The organism is Melioribacter sulfuriphilus (genome assembly GCF_051488685.1).
Lineage (GTDB): Bacteria > Bacteroidota > Ignavibacteria > Ignavibacteriales > Melioribacteraceae > Melioribacter.
Genome location: NZ_JBPSEH010000003.1, coordinates 209,415 through 233,527 on the forward strand (window position 1 = coordinate 209,415; position 24,113 = coordinate 233,527).

Consider the following 24,113-nt stretch of genomic DNA (forward strand, 5'->3'; position numbering starts at 1 on the left):
TTTAAAAATATTAAACATAGACAGAATAAAATAGACAAGCAGCAAAACTTTTAAATCATAAAATACGGAAGAAATGCTGACAATTTTAATTATAGCGGAAACATCATCAGATCAGGAAGGTGCATTTCAATAAAGATTGAGAACCATCTTTATTAAGAAAACTTAATAGTAATGTTATGTTCAATTCGAACTAATTATCGTCACTTATCATTCCGTACAACGATATTATCTTTTCATAGTCTTCAGGCCGATTGACATTGAAAAATAATTCATCTTTATAGAATGATAACCCTTTGGGATGAATTATTTCTGCATCGATATTTTTTAAGAAATAGTGAAATGATTTATCGCTTATTTCAGTTGATGATATAAATTTCTCCACATCATTTAATATTGCTCTGGAATAGAGTCCAACCAGCGGTTGATGATAGCCCGCAGCTTCGCAATATTTAATTGGCTTATCACTTTCATATTCAATTATGTATTCAATCATCTCTTTAGACATTAAGGGAACATCGCAGGATAAAACAAATATTTTTTCTGTTGAAGAATGCAAAAGCGCTGAGTGAATACCGGCTAAAGGTCCTTTCCATCTATAAACATCTTCGTACAATGAGAGATTTAAATGTTTATAATCATCGGGAGTGTTTGTGATTATTATTAGTTCCGAAAAAATTGATTTCATCAAATCAATAATTCTCTCAATGATTGTTTGATTTCCGAGTTTAAGAAATGATTTGTTGACTCCCATTCGTGAGCTTTTGCCACCAGCAAGAATCACTCCGGTTATATCAGTATACAATTTACTCTTTCTCCTTTTTTGGGATTTGTTCTTTCTTCTTCTATTTCAATTAAACAATTTGCCCGACTCATTTCAACGAGATTTCCCGATGATTGCGAAAATTCCGATGTGACTTTAAACTCATTTTCTTCATATCGAATAATTCCCCTTGCAAAATGTCGTTTACCATCCTTCTTTTTCAAATCGTTTAATAATGTTGCAGTAACTTTATCCAGTGATTTCTGATTGAATATCTGATCAATTGCCGGTTTTATAAATACATAATAGTTTACCAGTGATGAGACCGGATTGCCCGGTAATCCGAAAACTAAAATTCTTCTATCATCTTTTGCGTAAACGCCAAAGTAAATCGGTTTGCCCGGTTTAATATTTACTTTCCAGAATTTTTCTTTCACTCCCTGTTCTTCAAAAACTTCTTTCAGGAAATCGTACTTACCGACAGAAACTCCACCCGTTGTTATTAAAACATCAATATTCATTGATAATGCTGTCCTTATCTTTTCACTAATTATTTTACGATCATCTTTTGTAAAGCCCAGATTGATAACTGTGTTATTCATTTCCTTGATGGCAGCATAAAGCGAATAAATATTTGACACGCGCAGTTTATCTTCTGTCGGTTTTTCATTGATTGGTATAAGTTCATCGCCGGTGGCCAATACAGCAAATTTTAATTTACTGTAAACCTTTACTTTTTCTTTTCCACAGCTTGCAAGTACAGCAATTGTTTTAGCATCAATTTTAGTAAAGCGAGCAACGGCAATTTCATTCTTCATCAGATCATTCCCCTGTTTCCGAACATTCATATTCTTCTTAAAGAATGAATCCGGTTTCAGTTGGAGTGTGTTACCATTCATCTCAACATCTTCAATTGGAATAACTGTATCAGCATTTGCAGGAAGTTTGCTTCCTGTGGTAATAAGCATAGCCTCGCCTTTTGTTAAATTGAATGACGAGTATTTTCCGGCAGAAATTTCTCCAATAATTTTCCAGCTATCTCTTTCAGAAAATTTAATTGCATAACCGTCAACAGCGGAGTTATCGAATGGCGGCAAATCAACATCAGCTAAAACATCTTCTGCAAGTATTCGATTAAGAGATTCATAAATATCCACCTCTTCTGTGTGAAGAGTCGGCCGTTCAAATTCTTTTTTTACAATTGCAAGTGCTGCACTATAACTTAACATAACTTTCCTTCTTTTTCGTTATGAAAATTCTTTTTTATCAGTTTACTGTATCTACTGGTGAAGGTTCACGATTAACATTTTTTTTCTCAAATGAACACAAAGTTCAACTCTGATTATCTGTAAGTATTTTTATTTTATCTCCGATAAAAATTTCTCCGCCTCGAGTTACTTTAGCAAAAATTCCTTCACGCGGCATTACACAATCTCCTACCTTGAAAAATATTGCACATTTGCTATGACATTCTTTTCCAATCTGAGTTATCTCAAGTTCTGCCTCTTCACCAATTTTAATTCTTGTTCCGATCTCAAGATCTGGAAGTTCGAGAAATTCCGTTGTAATATTTTCTGCAAATGCACCGGCACGAAGATTTGGTAATCCCTTTTCTCTCATCTTTTCAATACTTTCAATTGCCAGGAAACTTACCTGCCGATGCCAGTTACCTGCGTGTACATCGCCTTCAATTCCGAAGTTTTCGATAAGCTTTGCCGATTGCACATTTGTTTTTGGGATTCCTTTTTTCTTACTGATTGAAATTGCTACAACTTTACCAACAATTGGATGCAGATCAGATTGACAATTCTGTGCTGTCTGTGAATTAATCTTCTCTAAAGTAGTTTCCACTTTTTCCTCCGGTTTTGCTCAATAATTTTATTTCGCTTATCACCATTGATTTATCAATTGCTTTGCACATATCATAAACAGTCAAAGCAGCAACCGAAACAGCTGTCAGAGCTTCCATCTCAATTCCCGTTGATGCAGTTGTTCTGGCAAAAGAAGTTATTTCAACAGTTTTGTTTTTTGAATTCAATTTCAAATTAACATCTATTTTAGAGATGAAAATGTTATGACAGAGTGGTATCAACTCACCGGTCTTTTTTGCGCTTTGAATTCCTGCAAACTTTGCGATAGTAAGGACATCTCCTTTTTTAACGGAATTACTTTTGATTGCATAAAAAACACTTTTAGAAACTTTGACTTCTGCATAAGCTTCAGCTGTACGAACAGTTGAAGGTTTCTCTGAGACATCAACCATTTCGGCTTTGCCGTTGCTATTTATGTGTGATAATTTTTTCATCCGCCAATTCTCATCATATTATTTTGTTGTAATTGTGACAACTCATCTGCGTCGGGATGCTTCTGCCATTTTGATTGCATAGAGTTTTGAATGAACTTGACAATTGTTTCGTCCGCAACAGAATGATCAGCCAACAAAGATTTTAGTCCGATTTTAGATGGCTCCGAGAAAAGACAGTTTTTAATTTGTCCGCTTGCTGTAATACGCAAGCGATTGCAAGCATCACAAAAGTGATTCGAGATCGAGCTTATAAATCCAACCTTGAGCTTTGTATTTTCAACTACGAAATCTCTTGATACTTTTTCATTACTTACAATTTCTGTTAGACTGAATTTCTTTTCAATCTCTTCTTTCATTTCTTTCCAGCTCAAAAATTTAGAGATATCCCAATGATTTCCGTAGAACGGCATATATTCTATAAACCTTACAGTTATAGGATATGGTTTGAAAAATTCGATAAAATCATTCAGTTCGTCATCGTTAATATTCTTAATAACAACCATATTTACCTTAACTGACTTGAATCCGATTTCTACTGCTCTTTGAATAGAGTATAAAGTTTCGTCAAAAAAATCTTTGCCGGTAATGGCAATGAATTTGGTTTTGTTTAGTGTATCAAGACTTATGTTTAGAAGTTGAACTCCATATTGATGCAGTAAATCAATTTTGTTGAGTAACTGCGTGCCGTTTGTTGTAATCCCAATTTCAAAATTGTATTTGTTTTGTAAGGAAGAAATCATTTCGAAAAGTCTAAGGACATTTTTCCGAATAAGAGGTTCGCCGCCTGTAAATCGAATTTTATTTACTTCTAAATCTCTTAGAAGAATTTGTATCAATCGAAATAATTCTTCATAAGAAAGAATGGATTTATTTGACTCGTACTTGGCGAGCATATTCGAAGGATTACAATAAATACAATTCAGATTGCATTTATCGATCAAAGAAATGCGGACATAATCGTGAATACGGTTAAAATTATCTATTAGCTTCATAGAATTAAAATTCCGATTACTGCACCGATAATTACAACATAAGCTGGATGAAGGTTGAAGAAGATAATCAATGCTGCACCGATAGCAAGTAGAATGAATTCCTGCCAGTGATTACCATTTTTAACAGCATACTGATACATAATTGCTGCAATCATTCCAATGATTATATATTTTATTCCGCCGAAGGCTTTTGTTACCAGTAAGTTATTTTGATAGTAAGAATAAATTTGGGTGGCGAACAGAATAATTATTGCCGGCGTAAAAATATTCCCGATGTTTGCTACGATAGCACCGAGTACACCGGCTGTTTTATAACCAGTGTAAGTTGCAAACTTAATCGAAATGGCTCCGGGGAATATTTCGACCATTCCGAGAATTTTAAGGAATTCATCGTGGCTGAGCCACCGATGATTCTTAACAACTTCAGTTTCAATCAACGGAATTAATGAATAAGCGCCGCCGAATGAAAATGAACCAACCTTTAAAAATGATATAAACAGATTGATCAGATTTTCAATCATTTCTTTTTATCCTCAATAATGTCATCAATCCAGCTTAATGCAGCCATCATTGATGGAAGTCCTAATGTTGGCAGAGAAAGCAATGCAACCTGTCGCATTTCATCAGCAGTGCAACCAGCTTTTAATGCTTTTCGTGCGTGTGAATGAACAGCACCTTCTAAACGTGCGCCTGTTGAAATTGCAAGTTTAATCAGTGCGCGTGTTTTTTCATCTAATGGACCTGCATTGTGTACTGCGTTGCCAAGTTCCTCATATGCTTTTGCTATTTCGGGATAATCCTCAGTAAATTTTTGAAACCGTTTTGGTACTTGTGACATTGTTTAACTCCTTTTTCTTTTAATAGAACATCTTTGAATTTGATAATCATTGATTAAAATAAAAAACCCGCTTTGCATTGCGGGTTAAATAAATTGAATAAGATTGATCATTCAATTATAAAACTCTCCTTTGCAAAGCGAAGTTTGTCTAAAAAGATTAATTTTTAGACAACCTCTGGCAGGCTAATCCGTTTCCAGATTAACCCTATCTGTCTGATATCGACAGGGCGGTTGAAGAATCATAAAGATTTTTCAAATCTTCTTAGATTCGACAACTCGGAGAAAATATTTTTAAGAACAAAGTTGCTATACTTTTACTAACTTAACTTTAGTATCATAGAACGAAACGCTTCCGCCAACAGGATCTACCATACAGGTATTATTTCGCAAAGATGAATCTGTCCACATAACTGCATTTGCGTGCAGACCTTTTGCCCTTCTTGGATCACCTTTTATAGTTTCACCATCGATTACAAAATCGTCAGAACCGGTAGCCCAATGACCAAATCCAAGAACAAAGGAAACTACACCGGGTCGCATCGTTTCTGTTGGAATAACTTTGCCAATTATGTCTCTTGTTTTTCCATTCCTAAAATTCCAAACTCCTTCCGGGTTTGTAGCACTTACAACTCTTACCAGGTCATCTTTTTTCAAGCCTAAATTGCGGGCATCCTTTGGATTTATCATAATTCCGTTTTCCGGCATAATTGGTTGCAACCAGTAAGCGGCAATTGTTCTTGATTTTGTTTGAGTAATTGTGCGATGTGTAATTAAACTTAAATCATACCCTTTAGAGATTTTATCAACTTTTTCCTGAGCATAATTCATAATTGGCAGATACTTGGCATAGCCATAATAATGCTCACCGGTTGAAGAGTATTTCTGAGAAGCAGTCTTTTCCTGATAGATATTTAATAATGCACCGTAGCGGTGAGCTAGTTTATCTCCATCAAATGACTCACTGTGTTCTTCGTATCTACCGCCTCGATTTAGAATATAAACTACTTTTCTCCACTTATCTTCACCAACTACTTTTTTCCATCTTTGTTCGTCAAAGACCGATTTATCGAGATGTCTTCTGGCTTTTGAGAAAACTTCGAGTTCTCTATCGTCTGCATCGGGAACTTCAGATTCGGTAAAGGCTAAATTAGCTATTGCACGCAGATAAAAATCATCTGGTCTGGTAATGTTTAATCCTTTACCAAGTGCATCTTTACCAAAAGCTTTTAATCCTAGTTTTTCACTCAGAGCCATAAACATTGCTTCCAGACTGCAGGGAATTTCCTCACCGTAAACTTTAACTTTTTCTGTTATTGGTAAAATTACCGGTTGACGAACATTTTCAACTTTAGCCGGGATATTGGGGTGTGAACCCTGGAATTCCCATCTTTCCAGGTAAGACAGATCCGGAAAGATATAATCAGCATACATTGAAGTTGAACCAATTATAATATCACTACAGAAGAAAAGAGGAAGTTTATTTACATCTGCAAGAACATCAATGTTTGTATGGCCTGCCGGTAAAGCATAAGTTGGTGCACCCATATAAAAGAAGAGGGCTTTAACCTGATACGGATAAGCATCACCAATACTTGGAATTATTTCTTCATAAATGTCTGAAGAAAGCGGATACCAGTTTCGTTTTGCCGGATAACCCTCAAACAATGTTGTTTTTTCGTAATCAATATTGTGACGAATTGAGCTTATTCCGAATGGAGAAATTTTTCCTTCTACTTTTGTTAAATCAAATACTCCGCCTTTGGAACCATCATATTTGTAAGTGGAAGCTTTACACATCCCGCCAGCCCAATCGTAGTTACCAAGCAGCATATTTAACGACATCCAGCTGAGCACATTGTAAAATCCATTTGTATGTTGAGCTGGTCCGCGATGAATATCAACGGCAGCTTGCTTACCATAACTCGTTAATTCTCTCGCAACTTCAATTACATCTTGCTCATCAACTCCGGCAATTTCACACCACTTACTAATTGAATTTTCTTCAGCAGATTCCTTTAAAATTTGTAATCCGGATTTTACTCTAACTTTCTTTCCTTCTTTATTCACTAATTCGGTATCAACAAACAGATCTCCATAGACAGGATTTTTTTCGTCATTTGGATCAACCCAGGTTGGTTTGCCGTTTACCATAACAACAATAAATTTTTCTTCGTATTCAATTTCTTTTGATTTGTCTTTCGGGTCCTGAATTTTTCTTTTTTCAGCAGATCTCAAACCAAAATCTGCGGCGCGAATAAATTTTCCTGGTTTGCCATCTTTTATTTCAACTAACCAGGTAGAATTTGTCCAGCTGGTTTCGTTGGTTTCTTTCGCAGCAGCTTTATTAGCATTACGCAAAAACTTCTCATCGTAACGATTATTATTTATTATCCACTGAATCATTGCAAGAGCTAATGCTGCATCTGTGCCCGGTTTAATTGGAAGCCATTTGTGTGCCTTGCTTGCGAGTTTTGAAAATCGTGGATCTACAACCGCAATTTTTGTATAACCTTTTGCAAGGTTTTCTGTTAAGCGAACTGTTCTATTCGTAGGACCATAGTTAGCTTCAAACAAATTTGCGCCAACAAATAAAACATATTTTGCGTGTTCGAGGTCTGCCTGCCAGTAAAACTTTTGACCGCCGCCAAATTTGCCTTCCTGGTATTGTTCACTTATTGCTTTGCAGGTAAAATAAAGCGACCCCTGACAAACTGTTGTGTGTCCGTGAAGATTGGTTGTACCGAATGCAGATTGAAATCTTGTAAAGAATTCTTTCCTTCCGTTTTTCAATCGGCCAAATGCCATTACGAATTGATTGTTCCTTGGACCCAGATCAGGATGATCCGGATCGATAAGTTTATCTAAATTTGCTTTGTGCTTTTCTTTAAATGCAGCAACTAATTCTTTTTTCTTCTCTCTGTCTTTTTCAGCCCAGATTGCTTTTATATCGTTAGCCATTTCTTTAGCAACACTATTATCACGCAAAGCCATAATATCTTTTAAGCCTTCTACAACACGGTTTTCTTCGCCGGGTACATTGGCAAATAATTTACCGCCATTTACTATTTCATCAATTGCTTGTTCGAACGGAATGGTAATCCATTTATTCTCACCGCGTTTGCCAGCACGCTTCAACACTTTTCTAATACGATAGGGATCGTAAGCTATCTGCACACCAGCCTGTCCTTTTGGACAGAGAGCACCATCAATTCTTGCAGCTTCATCAACACTCGTTTTCATAGAAAGATGAGGCACCATTGTCCAGGGATTGTATGGATTGCCATCAATCTTTGCTAATACACCATCCTGAATTTTAGCTTTTATTCCACATCCGGTGTTGCAATTGAGGCAAACCGAATAAATGATATTCTCCGGTTTATTTAATTTGTATTCAGCATCAGGTCTTTTACTCTTGATTATCAATTGCTGAGTTTGTGCTGAAGCTTTTTCTCCTCCCAAAATTGCAGCCAGAGCTCCTCCGCCAAGTAATGCTCCTTTTGCTAAGAAACTTCTTCTTGATTTATCAATTAATTCCTGTTTCATAATTCTGTTCCTAATTTCTTTTTGGTGTATTGAGAAAGAAGTTTTATTCCGAAATAAACTAAAGCTACTCCAAACGCACCTATGAAAAGTGCGATTAAATATTCATTCAATGTTGCCGAATAATCAAATCTTAATCGTTCGTGATAGAAAGCTTCTTTTAATCCTTTAAGTTCTGCTACTGCCTGACCCGGAATTAGAATATTTAATCTTGCTGAGACAAATGTAACTGCCACAATAAAAGCTCCTGTTCCAACGATCTGATAAGTTTTTCCTCTCAATAGAAGATAAAGTGCAATTAGAGCGCCACCGAGATGAACTAACCAGAAAACCCACCAGAAAGGACCAAACAATATCAGCTCAACTGCTTCTCTTATGTGCGAATTTGGTGACCAGAAAACCAAACTGTATTCTGCAAACTCTGCAATGAAATAAAAAATAATTCCACCAATGATTGTGTAGCGCAGCATTTTGAACGGCTGATGTGTAAGATCAAATTCATTGTAGTGTAGAAATGTATAAACTAATAATAAAACTGCTCCGCCGGATGTTATTGCAGAAACCAGAAACAATATCGGAAGTAATGGAGAACTCCAGAATGGTTTTGCATCAACAACTCCAAAAAAGGCTCCACTTTGACTTGGGAATGCGATTGAAAATAAGAATGCCAAAGCCATTAACGGAAGTATCCAATGGTTTCTATCGTGAAAATCTGTTTGCTTTTCTTTATTAAGTGTTAGATAAAAGATTATTGCAGCTGTTACAATAAATAATGAATACATCCAGGCATTAAAAGCCATCATCGAACCAAAGTTTGGGGCATAAAGTATTCTTGCAAATCTGAAAGGTTGCCCAAGATCTAACCAGATTGAAAACAATCCTGTTATAATTGAAGCAACAGATACGACAATCACAACTCTGAAATTTTCTCTGAAGCCGGTAAGATTGAATATGTATCCGATTACCCCAAGTGCAAAAACACCACCGGCAATTCCAACAAAATGAAAATACAACGCTACCCATAAACCCCACGGGACATAGCTTCCATAACCAGCCAGGCGTTCGCCTGTTAAAAATTTCATAACAAGTGCTATGAATCCAATTGTAAAGACTATTACCCAAATTCGGGATAAGTTTTTGTAAGTTCTTTCTAACATATTTGACCTCATATCAAATAAATGACAGATGGTTTAGTGCCTTTTTCCTCAAGCAGCTTTATCTGATTTGGTTGTCTCGCCATTTCAGAAACCAATGAATCCGGATCATTTGCATCGCCAAAATAATTTGCACGGCCGATGCAGGTTGAAACGCACATCGGAAGTTCGCCTTCATTTAATCGATGCAAGCAGAAATGACACTTGCGTGCATTGCCCATCGGTGAATTGTGGCCTTCGCGATCCCAGCTTTTGCCATATTCATTGCTTGGAAGTAATTCATAAGGTTGAAGTTCCGGAGTATCTTCAGTGTAGTACTCACCAAAGTCACTTGTGCGTGCACCATAAGGACAAGCTGAAATACAATATCGGCAGCCAATACATTTATCGTAATCAATTTGAACAATACCATCCGGTCTTTTCCAGGTTGCATTAACCGGACAAACAGAAACGCACGAAGGGTTTTCGCATTGCATACAGGGGCGTGGGAAAAATCTTAATTGTGTATTCGGAAATTCACCAATCTCTTCCTGCACAACAGGGCGATAAACAACTCCCGGAGGCAGCTTGTTTTCTGCAATGCAAGCAACAGTGCAAGCATGGCAGCCGACACATTTTCTTGTATCAATTACCATCATCCATTTTCTTTCTTCAACCGGCTTAGCCAATGCTTTCTTCAACTCAGCTTGCATACGAATCAGTATATCTGATTGTTCATTCACTTCAACAGTTTTGAATTCGGGAATATCTCGTATTGTTTCCTTGCCGGTTGGTGTTTCAGGGGGTGGACTTAAACGTGAGATAGTAACAGCAGCGACCGAAACTGCTACTCCGCCTCCAACCACTCCGGCAGTTCTCAGGAAATCCTTTCGTGAGATTTCTTTACTTAATAAACTTTCTTGTTTTGTTTCTTCTGGCATTTTTTTACTCCATTATTAAATTCTTGCCATTATGAGAATAAGAGTCCTATCAAAAAATTATAAAAATGAATAGAAGAATGTTATTCTCGGTGTGATTGACGCATCAATGCTTCTTCCATTTGGCAGCGATTCATATGTTTCAATAATAACATTCGGACTGATAGTTACTTTTGCATCGGGCTTATAATTTAAACTAAAGATGAACCAGTTTCTTGAATCTCCCTTGACATCTGAATCACTATTTGGATCGTAGTAGTCATATCGTCCAACAGCAGCTAATTCTTTCGAAAAATTATATGACGCAAATACTGATAGTCCCATTCCTGTTTTATCTTTTATTTCAGTACCGCTAATCATTCCATTTTGTCTTTGAGTGAGAAAGCCTTCGACTCCTAAAGAGTAAACATCTGTTCCTTTGTAGCCAAGGAATAATGCATAAGTTAAATCATTATTTGATAGAGTTGCAGGAGGAATACTTGTGCTTGTCGGATCATTAATATCCGGACGGGCTTTCAAATCTGCATAAAGTGTAGTTGTAAATTGTTTTACCGGAGAATATTGTAAATGAGCATAAAACCTTTTGTATTTGTCAGTTTCTGGTGAGTTACCGCTTCCATTACCAACCATCAACCAATATTTGAACATTCCTTCATTATCTAATTTACCTTTTAGTGTAACTGCAAGATCGCGTGACGAAACAATTCCTCTTAAATCCATTATTGTCTTTTCAAGAAATCTGTTGCCCCAGATTCCTTCAGAAACTTCGAATGCCGGTGTTGGCTGTATACCAAAAATTAAGTCGCTTCCTTTAAAAATATTTTTCCATTGTAAATATGCATCCTTCACAAAAACGCCAATTTTGTTGTTGCTTGTATTTGCTGCCTGATCTGCCTCTAATCGGAACCGTGTAATAAATGACTCGGAGATATCATAATCATAAGTAAAATAAATTCTTCTTAACTGAATTCCATTCAAATCCTTTTTGCCACCATTTGCAACATTCGACAAATATGTAATACCAGTATCCCTTGCAGCGTTATAAAAATAATCGCCAAACATATAACCGGAAAATCTTCCTTTGTTTGTTATTTCCTGTGCCTGTAAAGAGCCAAGTGAGATGAACAAAACGATAACTGTAAAAAGAATATTTTTCATTTCTCTCTCCTTCAGATTAAATTATTTTGTTAGTTCTTCGATAGATTTTATTTCTTTTTTAAAGTCGTGAATGCCCTTTCCAATACTTTTAGCTATTTCAGGAATTCGTTTTGCCCCAAATAAAAAGGTAATTACTGCCACTATTATCAATATTTCTGTAAATCCTAAGTTTCCGACCATTTATAACTCCTTTAAATAGTTTGTATAATTATACAATCGCTGTGCCAACTGTTAAATAATAGATTTCTTATTGAAATAAAGCTCTTTCTGTATTAGTGGCCACTTGAGAGACGAATTTCTGACGTTATCGGCGAAATTTCGTTTCTTAATACTTTCTTAACATTTTTTTAATAATAGCCTAACATACAAATTATATTTTTGTCAAAAAAAAGGAGAAATATGAAAAGGGCTTTTTTAACCGCAATGATTCTTTTAACTGCTTTAACAATTAACTCTTTCCCATCGAATGGTGAAAAGAATTATTCGATCATTGAAATAGTTACACCTGCAAATTTAATCTACGATGATGGAATTTACAGAACTAAGTTTTCTGCATTTTATGTTGTAGATGCAAATGGAAATAAAGTTTTAAGTTCTGGAGAAGTATTTGATACAGCAGCAATGGTTAAACTTCCTGAGGGGTCTTATAAAATTTGTTATTATAGTTTAAACGAAAAATTGTTAGAAAAGGAAATTGCAGTTCCAAAAGGAAACTTTTCCAGAATTATACTTGAATAGTTTATAACTCATAAAACATAATTGTTTTTCATTTGCTAAATTAATTGCTCAAGCAATTCCATACTTTTCAATTTTACTTTTCAATGTTGAAGGCGGCAAACCGAGAAGCTCTGCCGCCTTCGCTTTATTGTTGCCGGTTTTAATAAGAGCTTTTTGAATTAATGATTTTTCCACTTCTTCAAGAATTTCATTCAATGATTTGTCCTGATTGAGTGGTAGTTGTTCAAGGTTCAGTTTTTCTGAGAGCAATTCCTGAGGAAGTCTGGTAGTAATTATTTTACAATCCTGACAAAGAATAGAAAGCCTTTCTGTAATATTTTTTAATTCACGAACATTGCCTGGCCAATAATAACTTTGTAAAATTTCATAAACTTTTTCTTCAATTTGAAATTGCTTTTGGTTTGCAAACTGAGTAAGAAAATAATTGAACAATGGAATTATATCCTCTTTTCGTTCACGTAATGGTTTTAAATGAACAGGTAGAACATTTAGTCTATAGTATAAATCCTCTCTGAATTTCCCTTCTTTTACGAGTTTATTCAAATCAGCTTTGGTAGAAGCAATTACGCGCACATCTATTTTAATCGGTTCACTGCTGCCAACTCTTTCAATTTCCTGTTCCTGAAGTACACGCAATAATTTAACCTGAGCTTCAAGGGGAATATCATCAATATCATCTAAATAAATTGTGCCCTGATCAGCCTTTTCAAATCTGCCGATTCTAAGTTTATCTGCTCCTGTAAATGCGCCTTTTTCATGTCCGAACAATTCGCTTTCAATAACTTCCTTTGACAATATTCCACAACTAACTTTTACCAGTGGTTTTTCTTTTCTTTGCGAATTGTAATGGATAAGATTTGCGAGTAGCTCTTTACCGGTTCCCGTTTCACCGGTTATTAAAATTGTCGAGTTTGTCTGTGAGATTATTTTGAGAGTCTCTTTGAGTTCTTTTACATAATTACTTATGCCAATAAATGCATCAAAGTTAAATTGATCCTGAAAGTAAGTCTGAAAGTCCAGATTCCTGGACTGTAGTGCTTTTATTTCTTTTATTTTTTCTATTATAAGTAACAATTCTTCTTTGTCAAATGGCTTTGTGATGTAATCAAAAGCTCCTTTCTTCATTGCTTCAACTGCCGTGTCAACAGAACCGTATGCTGTCATAATTATAACAGAAACATCAGGGTTAATGGATTTGATTTTAGATAGCAGTTCAATGCCATCCATCTCCGGCATTCGAATATCAGAGATTACAATATCACAAATTTTCTTTCTGAGGTGTTCGAGAGCTTTAACCGGATTTTCAAAATCAATAACTGAATATCCTGCATCGAGTAAATCATCTTTTATTGATACTCTTAAAATTTCTTCGTCTTCAACTATACAGATATTTATCTTTTTCATATTTCTTTTAGTTTATTCAAGATAATTTTTTGTGTGCCATAACTGGCTTAACTATTTTCTAATCTCTGTGAAATAAACTCAGTAGAAAATTATTTCCGATAAATCGGTAAGAAAACATTTACAACCGTTCCTTTTTCTTCTTCGCTTTCAAAATAAATTTTTCCTTTATGCGTTTCAATTATACTGTAAACAACAGATAATCCGAGTCCTGTACCTTTGCCCGGAGATTTCGTTGTGAAAAACGGATCAAAAATTTTATCAATAATTTTTTTGGGAATTCCATTTCCGGTATCCTGAATTTGTAGCCTTAGAAAATCGCCGTCAGCTTTTGCATTAAATAAAAGTCTCTTTTCACAATGCGAATTAGTAGAACTTTTCTCTTCTATTGAATCGATAGCATTAATCAACAAATTCAGAATTACCTGCTCTAGTTGAATTTTATTTCCAACTATTCCAGGCAAATCGGCCGGAAAATTTTTCGTCACTGAGATTCTCAGTTTTTCTAAACGATGGCTGACAAGCAACAGGGAATTTTCCACTATTTCATTTATCGTCAAACTTACAAATTCACCACTTTGTCTTCTTGTAAAGTTGAGAAGATTGCCGACCACTCTTTCAATTTTGTCAACTGCATTTTCCATCATCTTAATATATTTAATATTTTGCTCAATGTTCGAAGGATCATTTTTAATCCTTCTGATACAATTCTGTAAACCAGCAACGGGATTATTTATTTCGTGTGCAAGACCGGCTGTTAAAGTACCAACTGTAGCAAGTTTTTCAGACTGAATAATTGTTGACTGAGCATTTTGCAAATCCCGATATGCTTTATCAAGACGGAGAATCATTTGATTAAATTTCTCTGCAAGAATATCTATTTCATCTTCAGCTCTGAAGAGCATTTTAAATTTATTAAATAATTTTTTGCGGATTCGTATCTGCGGCATTTCGGTCTGACCGATAAGATTAAAATCAATATTATCGGCTGTGTTCTGGATGGTTTTTATTGGATTTGTTATAAACCTTGCAAAAACGAAAGCGCCAATAATTCCTACCGTAAGAAAAACAGCAACCATTAGCCAGAAAATATTAACCGTCTTTTGAACATCTGCTATAATGGAAGATTCTTTTAAGCCCACTCTAACTGTTCCAACCTTGCCATCAAGTATCGGAACAATCACATCAAGTATTACTTCTCTGTCGAAATCCTTCAGCAACAGTAACTGAGTATTCGATTTTTGGTTCTCACTTAACGAATTTGCATTAATCAGGTTTAACGGAAATTCATTCTTAAATGTATGAACGATTACATTTTTATTATTATCAGTAATGAAGATGTAAAAAATATTCTCGTCAATTTCCTTCATACTGTTAATTGTATTTTGCATTGAGATGTAATCCTCAAACAGAATTGAAGGTGTAACCTCGTTAGCTATACTCCGCGCAATAAATAAGGCTCTCTTTTCATCTTCCGACTGAAGCGCTGTTTGAACATTATTATAAATCAGAATTGAGTTTATTGAACCAAAAATTATAACAATGGTAATTATTGCGATGGAGAATTTCCAGAAAAGAGGCAGTTTAAATCTGAAAGTCGTCATCATTTTATTTATAAAGAGAGTTATCCGCTAAAATAAATTTATCAATCATAATCCTGCCGAGTAATTTTTTGCCTTCAGGATCAAGGTGCATCTCAAGCATTACTTTTCTTAATTTCTCTTTGAGATTTTTATCAAGATTTTTTTGAACTACAAAAGGAGGGATTCCAAACTCTTTTGATTTGTGGATGATCTTTGTGCCTTCTACTTCCCCGGGTTGAAAATGATTTAAGAATTCATAAACCAGACCATCAACAGTAGCTCCATCTACAAATTTTCTTTTTACAGCTTGAATTGAATAGTCATGTGCATAAGTGAAAATTGTTCTACCGAAGAATTTTTCCGGTGTAGTATTAAGTGATTTTAACCAGTTGACAACATAAGAATAACCTGTATTTGAAAGAGGATCAGTAAATGCAAAAGATTTACCTTTAAGATCTGTTAAATTATTTATTCCACTTTCCTGATTTACAATTATATATGCCTGATAGTATGGTTTGCCATTCACTACAGGCACTGTTAGTATTTCAATAGGCGCTTGATTTCTAATTTCAAGATATGCACCTGTACAAATGAAAGCAAAATCCAGCTTATTTTCTTTTAGAAGATCATTTACTTCCTGATATGTTTTTCTCTGTTTGAATTCAATTGGAACCCCAACTTTTTTTGAAATATAAGCAATAACATCCTTATAAAGATTAAAAGTCTCCAGTGGAGAAATCATTGTGGAAACAGCTACATAAATGATGCGAACAGAATCATTTTCCAATTGTTGGAAGTTTTTTGGTTGATTGTTAGAGAATTCAATTTCTTTAATATTTTGTTTTTCATTGCAGGCTGTAATTAAGAAGAATAATAGAAATATTTTATAATAAATAGCTTTCATTAATATTGCATTATTTTTTATCAAATATAAAAATTAAAGGGAAATAAAGGACAAGAAAAAGATTTAATTATTGAATGGAATAAATCAAATAAACTTCGCAAAGTATTATAAGGCAATCTCAAATTTTTTTATCCATAAAACAAATCGAATACCTCGATAATTAAGCGGCTTAGAATAAAGCCAACATTTGTAAATAACAAATGCTGCTTCGTAAGTAGAAATATCTTTTACGGAAAAAAGACAATATCAGTGCTCCCAGTGACAGAATTAATAGTTGTACTTGACTACTTTTTTCTGTTTGAGATATAGAACCGGAAAAGATTTCTATATGGAATTACATTGTCAAGTATAACACGATCTTACAAGTTTCCTAATTACCCGCTTGGGAATGAGCTCGAATAGGATAAAAGGCAAAATTAATTCCACCTATCAAAACAGAATTATGTCTATAACTCTGTTCAGAAAATAACTGGATTGATTTTTTTGTAACGTTTACAGCTTTTAAAAAAACACAAGTCTTTATTAATCTCTCAGAATTAAAACCGCACCAAGCAGTATAAACAAAACAGCGATTGTCTTCTTTAATAAATTCGAATCCTTGAAAATTTTTCCGCCTATAATAGTTGCCCACAAAACAGAAGTCCGTTTAATTGCTAATGATAACGCCACAGATGCTAAACTAACCGAAATAATTTGCGTGAAGCGGTAACCGATTGTGAGTAATGATACTAAAACAATCCAGCCGAAATCGTTTTGATTAACATTGATTAACCATTTTTTATCTTGACTGGGATATATGAAATATAATAGCGCAAAAATTACTGCCAGAAATAAATGCTGAAATGCCATTAACGAAATAGGCGTCATATTCAGTTTTACAAGCAAAAACTTATCCATTATAGATGAAGCCGTAAAAAGCAATAATGCTAAGAGAATATAATGATGATATTTAGATTTAATGAAAACATTTAAAGGAAATAAAATTTCTTTAAGGCTTTTACTCTCAAGTATGTATGTGCCAACAATCAATGAAATTAGTCCAATTACTTCCTGTGTTTTTAATGATTCGCCGAGTAAAAAGTACGCAAAGATAGCTACGAACCCTGGCGTTAAAGCAAGCAAAGGAAGTGCATTGCTTATTTGCAAATTTTTTAGGGCAGTCATCACGCAAAGGAATGCTGCGACTCCGATAATCGATTTTAATAATAGAACTCCAAGATTTGACGACTGAATTGTTCCATAATCTACAAACAAAAAAAACGGGATTGAAAAGATCAGGTTAACAATTGCGAGCAGAAAAGAAAATTCAAGCGGTGTGCGGTTAAATAAGATTTTCTTTTGCGTAATTGCCGCAAATGCAGAAAGAAGCGAGGAAAGAAAAGCAACAATAAACCAAGTCATGTTTTCTACTCTATGCCTCTGTGTCGCTGTGTTTTTATTAAAGACACAGAGACACGGAGAACTAATTTTAGAAATCAGCAATTAATTTTATAAAGAAATTTCTTCCGGGCTCTACAACAATTAATCCCCGTGTTGTGGACAGATGATTCCTGTATTCTTTATTAAAAATATTTTCAACACCAGCAAAAATACGAAAATTTAATACGGAAAATTTAATATCACCTGAATTCAACGATAAATTAAAAACTGCATAGCCGGGAGTTGTTAACTCACCTGCGGCAACTTTATTTTGTTCGGCAAAAATTGACGCAGAGACATCTGTGGTAAGTTTATTCAATAAATTAAACTTAATTCCCAGATTTCCGTTTAGCGGGGGGATTTCGGGTAGATGCCCGCCCGATGTAATATCATCGCCTTTTACATAGGATGCCGTAACATAAAGAACATAATTAATGTAAAAATTATAGTCTGCTCTAACATCCAATCCATAAATCCTTGCTTCCCCTATGTTTGTTTTGATAAAAGCGTTCCTTGTTTCAAAAGTACCGGGCAGCTCCGATACCAGATTATCGAAGTGATTGTAGAAAACACTTGAAACCATTTTAAATTTATCAGTATAATATCGAATCCCCAGGTCAATTGATTTCCCTTTTTCAGATTCTAAATTAGGATTTCCTACGCGCACAAAACTTCCCTGGTCAATGTATTGGAAGCGTTCTTCAAGTGAAGGTGACCTGAATGATAAACCGAGTCCAAGTGTAAAATCGAGATTAGAATTAAGAGAATATTTTAAACCGGCATTAGCACTGTACGATGCATCATCGGCATCAATTTCGTTCCAGATAACTTTTTGTCCGGAAGGCGAAGAATTATAAACTCCGTTTGTAATTTCATAAACCGGATTCAATGTTGTTTCGCCGCTAATATTAATAACATCGTAACGCGCTCCCAGTGTTAATGTTAACTTATCTTTAATTAATTCAGCATTGTCCTGTGCAAACATTCCCAAACTACTAAATTTTGAATCAGGCAGTGGTTTTTCGCCGATTACTTTGTTTGTTGTATTAACAACATTTCCCTGAGCATTCAACACTTCAATCATCTGGTATTTTTCACGATGGCCGTTGTAACTCCTGTCCCAATAATCAATTCCGACAATAAGACTGTTATTATTGCCGAGGAAGAAATTACCCTGTATCTGGATGTTATTGTTTTTGTGATCGGCAGCTGGAGTAATTTTTAGAACACTCACCCTGCGTGCTGGGGTTGTACCGGTTGCAGGGATATTTTGAACTGTGTGCGGAATATTTTCCACATTACGCACGATGAATTGATATGCATACTTAACAGAAAGCTTATAGAAAACTCTCGATATGTTTTGTATTTCATAAGCAGCAGAAATCAATTCTCTTTTTTCATTCGGATAACGGACATCCGCATTAGTCGGGAACACTGATGCACCAGGGATACCGACATCATTAGCTTTAAATAGCTGGTAATCGATTTTTAATTTATGATTATCAAAAGGCAATACGTTCAATGAACCACTGAAACTATAATCTTCAAACTGGCTGTTTTTTAATTCTCCTGCGGGTGTTTGAGTGTTGTTTGCCTTTCTATACGAACCGGCTAATTTTGTCGACCAGAATGAATCTCCTGTATAAATTGTGCCGGAAAAAGCCGATAAATTATTTACCGAATTATATCCGGTAGAAATATTTCCGTTGATAAAAAACTTATCGTATAACTGCGGGGATTTTGTAATAATATTGAGTATCCCGCCAGTTGCACCTGAACCGTAAATTGAAGACGAAGCACCTTTTATAATTTCTACTCGCTCGATGTCGTCCGTATTAATCATCGAAAGCCTCGCAGCGATATCTGTGGATGTAGCTATTCGATTTCCGTCGATCAGTGTAACAACGTTTTCGCGGTTTAATCCACGGATACTTACTTCCGTTCCCCATATTCCGTCCCTCAACAAAGAAATTCCTGCTTCCGTTTTTAAAACCTCCGATAATGAATTAAAAGGTTTGCTCTCTAATTGCTCTTTCCCAACTAATAATTCCGAATAAGGGGAATTACGCAAATATTTTTCTGTTCTGTCTGTGCTTACTATTACCTCGTCGAGTTCTATCGGTGAAGGTTCAAGAATGAAATCCATTGTTGAGGAATGTGAATTAATATTAATAGTTGAAGAAAAGGACTTATAACCAAGACGAGAAATTTTAATTTTGTAAATTCCTTCTGGAATATCTTTGATTTCGTAATAGCCCTCGCTGTTTGTATAAGCCATATAATTATAAGAAATAAAAACCACCGCATTTTGAATTGCATTTCCGTTTTTAGAGTCTGTTACTTTTCCCTTTAATATACAATCCTGCCCGAATAATGAATTAGCTAAAAAAAGTAAAATGCAAAACAATAACTTTGTATTCATTTTTCACCCCTATTATTTGATTAACCGAAATTCACCTTTATATTCGTTATGGGTTATGCTAAAATGTGATTTTATTAAACCGGCATAAAGCATTAACATTTCTAACTCGTCAGGTGAGATACCGTGAGAATATTTCAGCGGCTCGACAAGAATTATTCTGCCCGAATTCTTCAATTTGTCCTTAAGTGCATTTATCGTATCCTGTCTTTCGTCCGGTCGTATATCATGAATAACATGAAAGATATAAATTATATCAAAAGATTGATTGGGAATGTCTATGTTTCTAATATCACCACATAAAATATCAACATTTGGAAATTTCCTTAATCGCTTTTTGGCTTTTTTCGTCCAGTACGTTGAAGTATCTATGCCTGTCAAATGCCCATCTTTAGTAAGCAATTTAGCTATTGCTCTTGAGCCGATTCCTCCCCCGCATCCAAAATCTAAAATATTCTCATTACCCTTAATATTAACCAGGCTTAATAAAGATTTGTAAAAAATTTTTTCACCAATCAAGTTCTTCAGAAAATCTTCAATAATAAATGGAATTGATGGATTATCGAAATCTACTTCCTTGAATTTATAATCGCTCATAATATCCCTAACAAATAATAATATTAGTTTTGATTTATTATTTTAGAAAGCAGCGTCCCGCTTATCATTTTTTTTGTTTTCAGATTCATTATTACGCATTTCTGTTCAGCGAATGCAACTATACCGGTCTCAACTTTGATATTAGCTTTCAAAGTTAATATTCCATGATTAATACTCTCTAATTCCATAATACCTATAGGTGCCTCAAATAATTTTAACTGTCTCTTGTAATTAATTGATGTTGACACAATAACGGGATATAAACCTTCTTCATACAGTTCATTAAAATTACAAATGCCTGAAATCAGTTTAGTTCTTAAATCCTCCAGCCACCGTAAATAAACTATATTATTCACATGTCCAGCTGCATCTATATCATAAGTATTTATATTAAACTTAATTTCTACTTGCATCGTCTTATTATCGCCCTTCTTTATTAACAAGTCATCCTGCATTTAATTTTTGGTGCACAATAAATCCATAATTTAATTTTGTGTTTATCCTGATCACATTGCTATAATTTTGCAGCAGAATTAACTCAGTTTCTTCCGGAGTAATTTTTCCACGCGTATGAAGTTTATTGTATCTGATTCTGTAGCTTCTATCCATAGCATCAAAACCAGCTGAATTAAAATCTGCAATCAACATCTTACCATTCGAAGAATGAACCCTAATAATTTCATCAAGACATAATTGTAGATTTTCAAGTTCGTGAAGAGTATTTATACAAACTATATTATCAATCGAGTTATCGCGAAAAGGGATTTTTTCCAGGTTGAGTTTTATGTAATGAACTTTATGTCGAAAATTTTCGGAAATTCTTTTCTCGCTTTCACTTTTAAATTTATGATTATTATCGCCGGTAATTATCGAATATCCAAGTCTTGTTAATATTGATAAGGCTCTGCCCGTTCCGGTAGCCACATCAAGAATAATATTGCCTGACGGAAAATCTGCTGATTGAATCAATTCGAAATATTCCTTTATTAAATCAAAACCCCACTCGTTCAACAACAAATCGTTTTCGGATTTTGGAATTGAGTTTAAATCTATCATTAGTATCCTATCAAATAAATAATCAACCCGGCTACCAATCCGAAAACAAGGTTAAATATTTTTATACGCAGCGAATCTTTTACAGAATAAGAAAGCATGGGAAGCATTCCGTGTCCATCTTGAACAACCGAACTTGTAAACAAAACCGAGAACGGGATTAATCCTTTTGCAAAAAGCATTACAAAAATTAAGTGTGGACCGGATTCCGGAATTATGCCTATTAATGCAGATAGTATTAAAAGAAAAAATGTATAATCTGCAGTTATACTTTTAAGATCAATGAAACTTATCCCGTATTCAACAACCAGCAAGGCGGCGAAAGTCCATAAAAATATTTTCAAGATATGCCCCTTTATTATGTGCATCCAGATGTGAACTTTGAAATAATGCTTATAACCTTTTTCGCCTGGATGGTATTGTTTGAATTGGCAATCTGTACAGGTTTTAATGCGAAATTTTTTGACGATGTAATCGGTAAAATATCCTGCGACAATGCCAAGCACAAAAAGAATTCCGAACATTATCAAAGCTGTATCGGGAAACATCGCAAGCATTACAAATTGTTCGTCGCCCGAAGTTGCAAGCATTAAACCTGTAAGAGCACCGAAACTTATCATGCCATGAATATAAAGCGAAACCCCGGCAAACGAACCCAGACAGCCCGGCGCCGCACCAAGTAACGAGGCAACAAAATATTGTTTCCATCTATTGCCTGTTTGTAAAATCGATTCCAGCTTACCCTTTGTTTTAACGTTTAAAAAATCTACGGCTATCATCATTATTAAAACAAGAAGGGTAACCTTTACAGATTCTTTCAAGACATTAATTATTACGTCCATTATTCAACCAGCTAATTATTTTACATAAAAAATTTCTTTCTTTTTAATTAAACTTTCAAACCTGTGCTAAGCAATTCGAAAAACCTTACCAACCCCTGCTTTAATATATCTTGTATCAAAAACTTGCTTAAATATTTCTATTGTATTATCGCCCGAGCAATGGGTCGGAGAAACATATTGTATCTCCATCTTTAGTATTTCTTGAATTAGATTATTCAGACTTTCAACCGCTATATTTCTTAGATGAAACCCGCCTAAAGCAAGGTGAATTTTTTCATCTGGAAATTGTTTTTTCGCCACTTCAAGAATGTTAATTATACCGGGGTGAGCACAACCGGTAATCACAATTATTCCTTTCCCACTTCGAATTACCAGCACCTGCTCGGGTATACTACCGCCAAACTCACCGAGTGAATATACATCTGGAAGTATTTCTCTAAATGAAGAAACAGCCACAGCCTCAGCGCCTGAATTTATTATATTATCTTTAAGTTGTTGAGGAAATGATTGAGGGTAAAATACTTTTACACAAGAATTAAGTTCAAAAAAATCGTTTAATCCGCCTGTATGATCATGGTGGTAATGTGATAAAAAAACAATATCAATATTTCCCGGGTTGATGCCGAGTTTCTTCATATTAGCCAGAAGTATCTTGCCATTATCACCTGTATCGAAAAGTAATTTTGTTTCACCAAATTCAACAACTACTGCAAACCCCCAGTCGCTTTGTAAGCCTTCTAAAAAAATATTATTATCGTAAACTATTGTTAGTTTTATTTTTTCATTTTCTTTTGTTTGTATATTCATGGCCATAAAATTATTCCTTAAAATTAATTCTCACCGTAAACAGATACAAAAGTAGTGTTCTGATTTTATGATTTCCACGATTGTTATTTATGGTAAAAATACGGCAGCCGCCAATACTGTTGTCCACAATCCCTTTTTATCTCCTTTCGCTGTTTGAGTAACGTTAAACGTTCTTACAATTTTACCGGACATTTTAAAAACCTGTTCGCGCTCATTCCAATCTGTTTCTGAATCAAATTCTACACCGAGCGTAGTTGCAAGCATTTGAGCCGCCAGATCTTCGGCATAATCGCCGGCAATTTTTTCTTTTACTCCGTATGGATGGTATTCCGAAAGATAGCCGTAATGCTTGCCATCCGCTGGAATTGCAACTCCAATTGAAGATGCAATCAGCCTGTTGGGCTCGTTAGTAGCATTGCGTGCCATAACCGCAAATGTAATCTGTCCCGCGTTCAGTTCTTTCAATCCCTGTTGTTTCGAGATTATTTTGCACCCCGGCGGAAAAATACTACTGACTGATACCAGGTTGCATATTTCAATTCCGGCATTCCTCAATGCAGCTTCAAATGAGCTTAAATAATCTTTGTGTCTGCCTACACCTTTAGTAAAAAACACCTTCGTTGGAACGTACAATTTTTTCACCTCTTATTTTGTTGGAAAAAGTCTTTTTTCAAAAGAAATAATTT

General features: G+C 34.9%; 24 protein-coding genes and 1 riboswitch. Of the genes, 1 reads left to right on the top strand and 23 read right to left on the bottom strand.

Features of this window, described 5'->3' with window-relative positions; all coding sequences use genetic code 11:
- Positions 1-190 precede the first annotated feature (190 nt).
- The 12 genes from mobA to tatA form a co-directional block, all read right to left on the bottom strand.
- A complete protein-coding gene (mobA, locus tag ACSSV9_RS05945) occupies positions 191-802 on the bottom strand; it encodes a molybdenum cofactor guanylyltransferase (RefSeq protein ID WP_437346322.1) in 612 nt (203 codons plus the stop codon).
- A complete protein-coding gene (locus ACSSV9_RS05950; protein ID WP_437346323.1) occupies positions 787-1,989 on the bottom strand; it encodes a molybdopterin molybdotransferase MoeA in 1,203 nt (400 codons plus the stop codon). Before ACSSV9_RS05950 ends, mobA begins: the two co-directional genes overlap by 16 nt.
- A gap of 103 nt (positions 1,990-2,092) precedes the next feature.
- The gene (locus ACSSV9_RS05955; protein WP_437346422.1) at positions 2,093-2,545 is read right to left on the bottom strand and encodes an MOSC domain-containing protein; all 453 of its coding nucleotides are present in this window, start codon (positions 2,543-2,545) and stop codon (positions 2,093-2,095) included.
- 40 nt (positions 2,546-2,585) lie between these two features.
- Positions 2,586-3,065, bottom strand: a complete 480-nt coding sequence (gene moaC, locus ACSSV9_RS05960; RefSeq protein WP_437346324.1) for a cyclic pyranopterin monophosphate synthase MoaC — start codon at positions 3,063-3,065, stop codon at positions 2,586-2,588.
- Positions 3,062-4,057, bottom strand: coding sequence for a GTP 3',8-cyclase MoaA (moaA, locus tag ACSSV9_RS05965; RefSeq protein WP_437346325.1), 996 nt, complete (start codon positions 4,055-4,057; stop codon positions 3,062-3,064). The genes moaC and moaA overlap by 4 nt, the downstream gene beginning before the upstream one ends.
- Complete coding sequence (locus ACSSV9_RS05970) at positions 4,054-4,578, bottom strand: chromate transporter (RefSeq protein ID WP_437346326.1); 525 nt, start codon at positions 4,576-4,578, stop codon at positions 4,054-4,056. The genes moaA and ACSSV9_RS05970 overlap by 4 nt, the downstream gene beginning before the upstream one ends.
- The gene (locus tag ACSSV9_RS05975; protein ID WP_437346327.1) at positions 4,575-4,895 is read right to left on the bottom strand and encodes a carboxymuconolactone decarboxylase family protein; all 321 of its coding nucleotides are present in this window, start codon (positions 4,893-4,895) and stop codon (positions 4,575-4,577) included. The genes ACSSV9_RS05970 and ACSSV9_RS05975 overlap by 4 nt, the downstream gene beginning before the upstream one ends.
- 109 nt (positions 4,896-5,004) lie before the next feature.
- A riboswitch (molybdenum cofactor riboswitch) is annotated at positions 5,005-5,189 on the bottom strand.
- A 12-nt stretch (positions 5,190-5,201) separates the two neighbouring features.
- On the bottom strand, positions 5,202-8,438 hold the full coding sequence (locus ACSSV9_RS05980; protein WP_437346328.1) for a molybdopterin-dependent oxidoreductase: 3,237 nt from the start codon (positions 8,436-8,438) through the stop codon (positions 5,202-5,204).
- A complete protein-coding gene (nrfD, locus tag ACSSV9_RS05985) occupies positions 8,435-9,592 on the bottom strand; it encodes an NrfD/PsrC family molybdoenzyme membrane anchor subunit (RefSeq protein WP_437346329.1) in 1,158 nt (385 codons plus the stop codon). Before nrfD ends, ACSSV9_RS05980 begins: the two co-directional genes overlap by 4 nt.
- A gap of 8 nt (positions 9,593-9,600) precedes the next feature.
- The gene (locus ACSSV9_RS05990; protein WP_437346330.1) at positions 9,601-10,509 is read right to left on the bottom strand and encodes a 4Fe-4S dicluster domain-containing protein; all 909 of its coding nucleotides are present in this window, start codon (positions 10,507-10,509) and stop codon (positions 9,601-9,603) included.
- A gap of 57 nt (positions 10,510-10,566) precedes the next feature.
- Positions 10,567-11,664, bottom strand: a complete 1,098-nt coding sequence (locus tag ACSSV9_RS05995) for an outer membrane beta-barrel protein (RefSeq protein WP_437346331.1) — start codon at positions 11,662-11,664, stop codon at positions 10,567-10,569.
- Between the two features lie 21 nt (positions 11,665-11,685).
- Entirely contained in the window at positions 11,686-11,844 is a 159-nt protein-coding gene (gene tatA, locus ACSSV9_RS06000; RefSeq protein WP_437346332.1) for a twin-arginine translocase TatA/TatE family subunit, read from the bottom strand.
- A gap of 219 nt (positions 11,845-12,063) precedes the next feature.
- Between tatA and ACSSV9_RS06005 the strand changes: the two genes are divergently transcribed.
- The gene (locus ACSSV9_RS06005; protein WP_437346333.1) at positions 12,064-12,402 is read left to right on the top strand and encodes a hypothetical protein; all 339 of its coding nucleotides are present in this window, start codon (positions 12,064-12,066) and stop codon (positions 12,400-12,402) included.
- A gap of 48 nt (positions 12,403-12,450) precedes the next feature.
- Here the strand turns inward: ACSSV9_RS06005 and ACSSV9_RS06010 are convergent, their stop codons facing one another.
- The 11 genes from ACSSV9_RS06010 to ACSSV9_RS06060 form a co-directional block, all read right to left on the bottom strand.
- A complete protein-coding gene (locus tag ACSSV9_RS06010) occupies positions 12,451-13,806 on the bottom strand; it encodes a sigma-54-dependent transcriptional regulator (protein ID WP_437346334.1) in 1,356 nt (451 codons plus the stop codon).
- Between the two features lie 89 nt (positions 13,807-13,895).
- Entirely contained in the window at positions 13,896-15,410 is a 1,515-nt protein-coding gene (locus ACSSV9_RS06015; RefSeq protein WP_437346335.1) for an ATP-binding protein, read from the bottom strand.
- Between the two features lies 1 nt (position 15,411).
- Positions 15,412-16,290 (bottom strand): substrate-binding domain-containing protein, encoded by an 879-nt coding sequence (locus ACSSV9_RS06020; protein ID WP_437346336.1) that lies wholly within the window; start codon positions 16,288-16,290, stop codon positions 15,412-15,414.
- Between the two features lie 522 nt (positions 16,291-16,812).
- The gene (locus ACSSV9_RS06025; RefSeq protein WP_437346337.1) at positions 16,813-17,691 is read right to left on the bottom strand and encodes an EamA family transporter; all 879 of its coding nucleotides are present in this window, start codon (positions 17,689-17,691) and stop codon (positions 16,813-16,815) included.
- Between the two features lie 67 nt (positions 17,692-17,758).
- On the bottom strand, positions 17,759-20,131 hold the full coding sequence (locus ACSSV9_RS06030; protein WP_437346338.1) for a TonB-dependent receptor: 2,373 nt from the start codon (positions 20,129-20,131) through the stop codon (positions 17,759-17,761).
- Positions 20,132-20,143: 12 nt separating this feature from the next.
- Positions 20,144-20,725: a class I SAM-dependent methyltransferase gene (locus ACSSV9_RS06035; protein WP_437346339.1), complete on the bottom strand. Its 582-nt coding sequence runs from the start codon at positions 20,723-20,725 to the stop codon at positions 20,144-20,146.
- A 23-nt stretch (positions 20,726-20,748) separates the two neighbouring features.
- Positions 20,749-21,138, bottom strand: coding sequence for an acyl-CoA thioesterase (locus ACSSV9_RS06040; protein ID WP_437346340.1), 390 nt, complete (start codon positions 21,136-21,138; stop codon positions 20,749-20,751).
- 31 nt (positions 21,139-21,169) lie between these two features.
- Positions 21,170-21,781, bottom strand: coding sequence for a class I SAM-dependent methyltransferase (locus ACSSV9_RS06045; RefSeq protein ID WP_437346341.1), 612 nt, complete (start codon positions 21,779-21,781; stop codon positions 21,170-21,172).
- Complete coding sequence (locus ACSSV9_RS06050; RefSeq protein ID WP_437346342.1) at positions 21,781-22,620, bottom strand: putative manganese transporter; 840 nt, start codon at positions 22,618-22,620, stop codon at positions 21,781-21,783. The genes ACSSV9_RS06045 and ACSSV9_RS06050 overlap by 1 nt, the downstream gene beginning before the upstream one ends.
- Before the next feature lie 66 nt (positions 22,621-22,686).
- Complete coding sequence (locus ACSSV9_RS06055; protein ID WP_437346343.1) at positions 22,687-23,433, bottom strand: MBL fold metallo-hydrolase; 747 nt, start codon at positions 23,431-23,433, stop codon at positions 22,687-22,689.
- Between the two features lie 81 nt (positions 23,434-23,514).
- Positions 23,515-24,060, bottom strand: coding sequence for a pyruvoyl-dependent arginine decarboxylase (locus ACSSV9_RS06060; RefSeq protein ID WP_437346423.1), 546 nt, complete (start codon positions 24,058-24,060; stop codon positions 23,515-23,517).
- Positions 24,061-24,113: the final 53 nt, after the last annotated feature.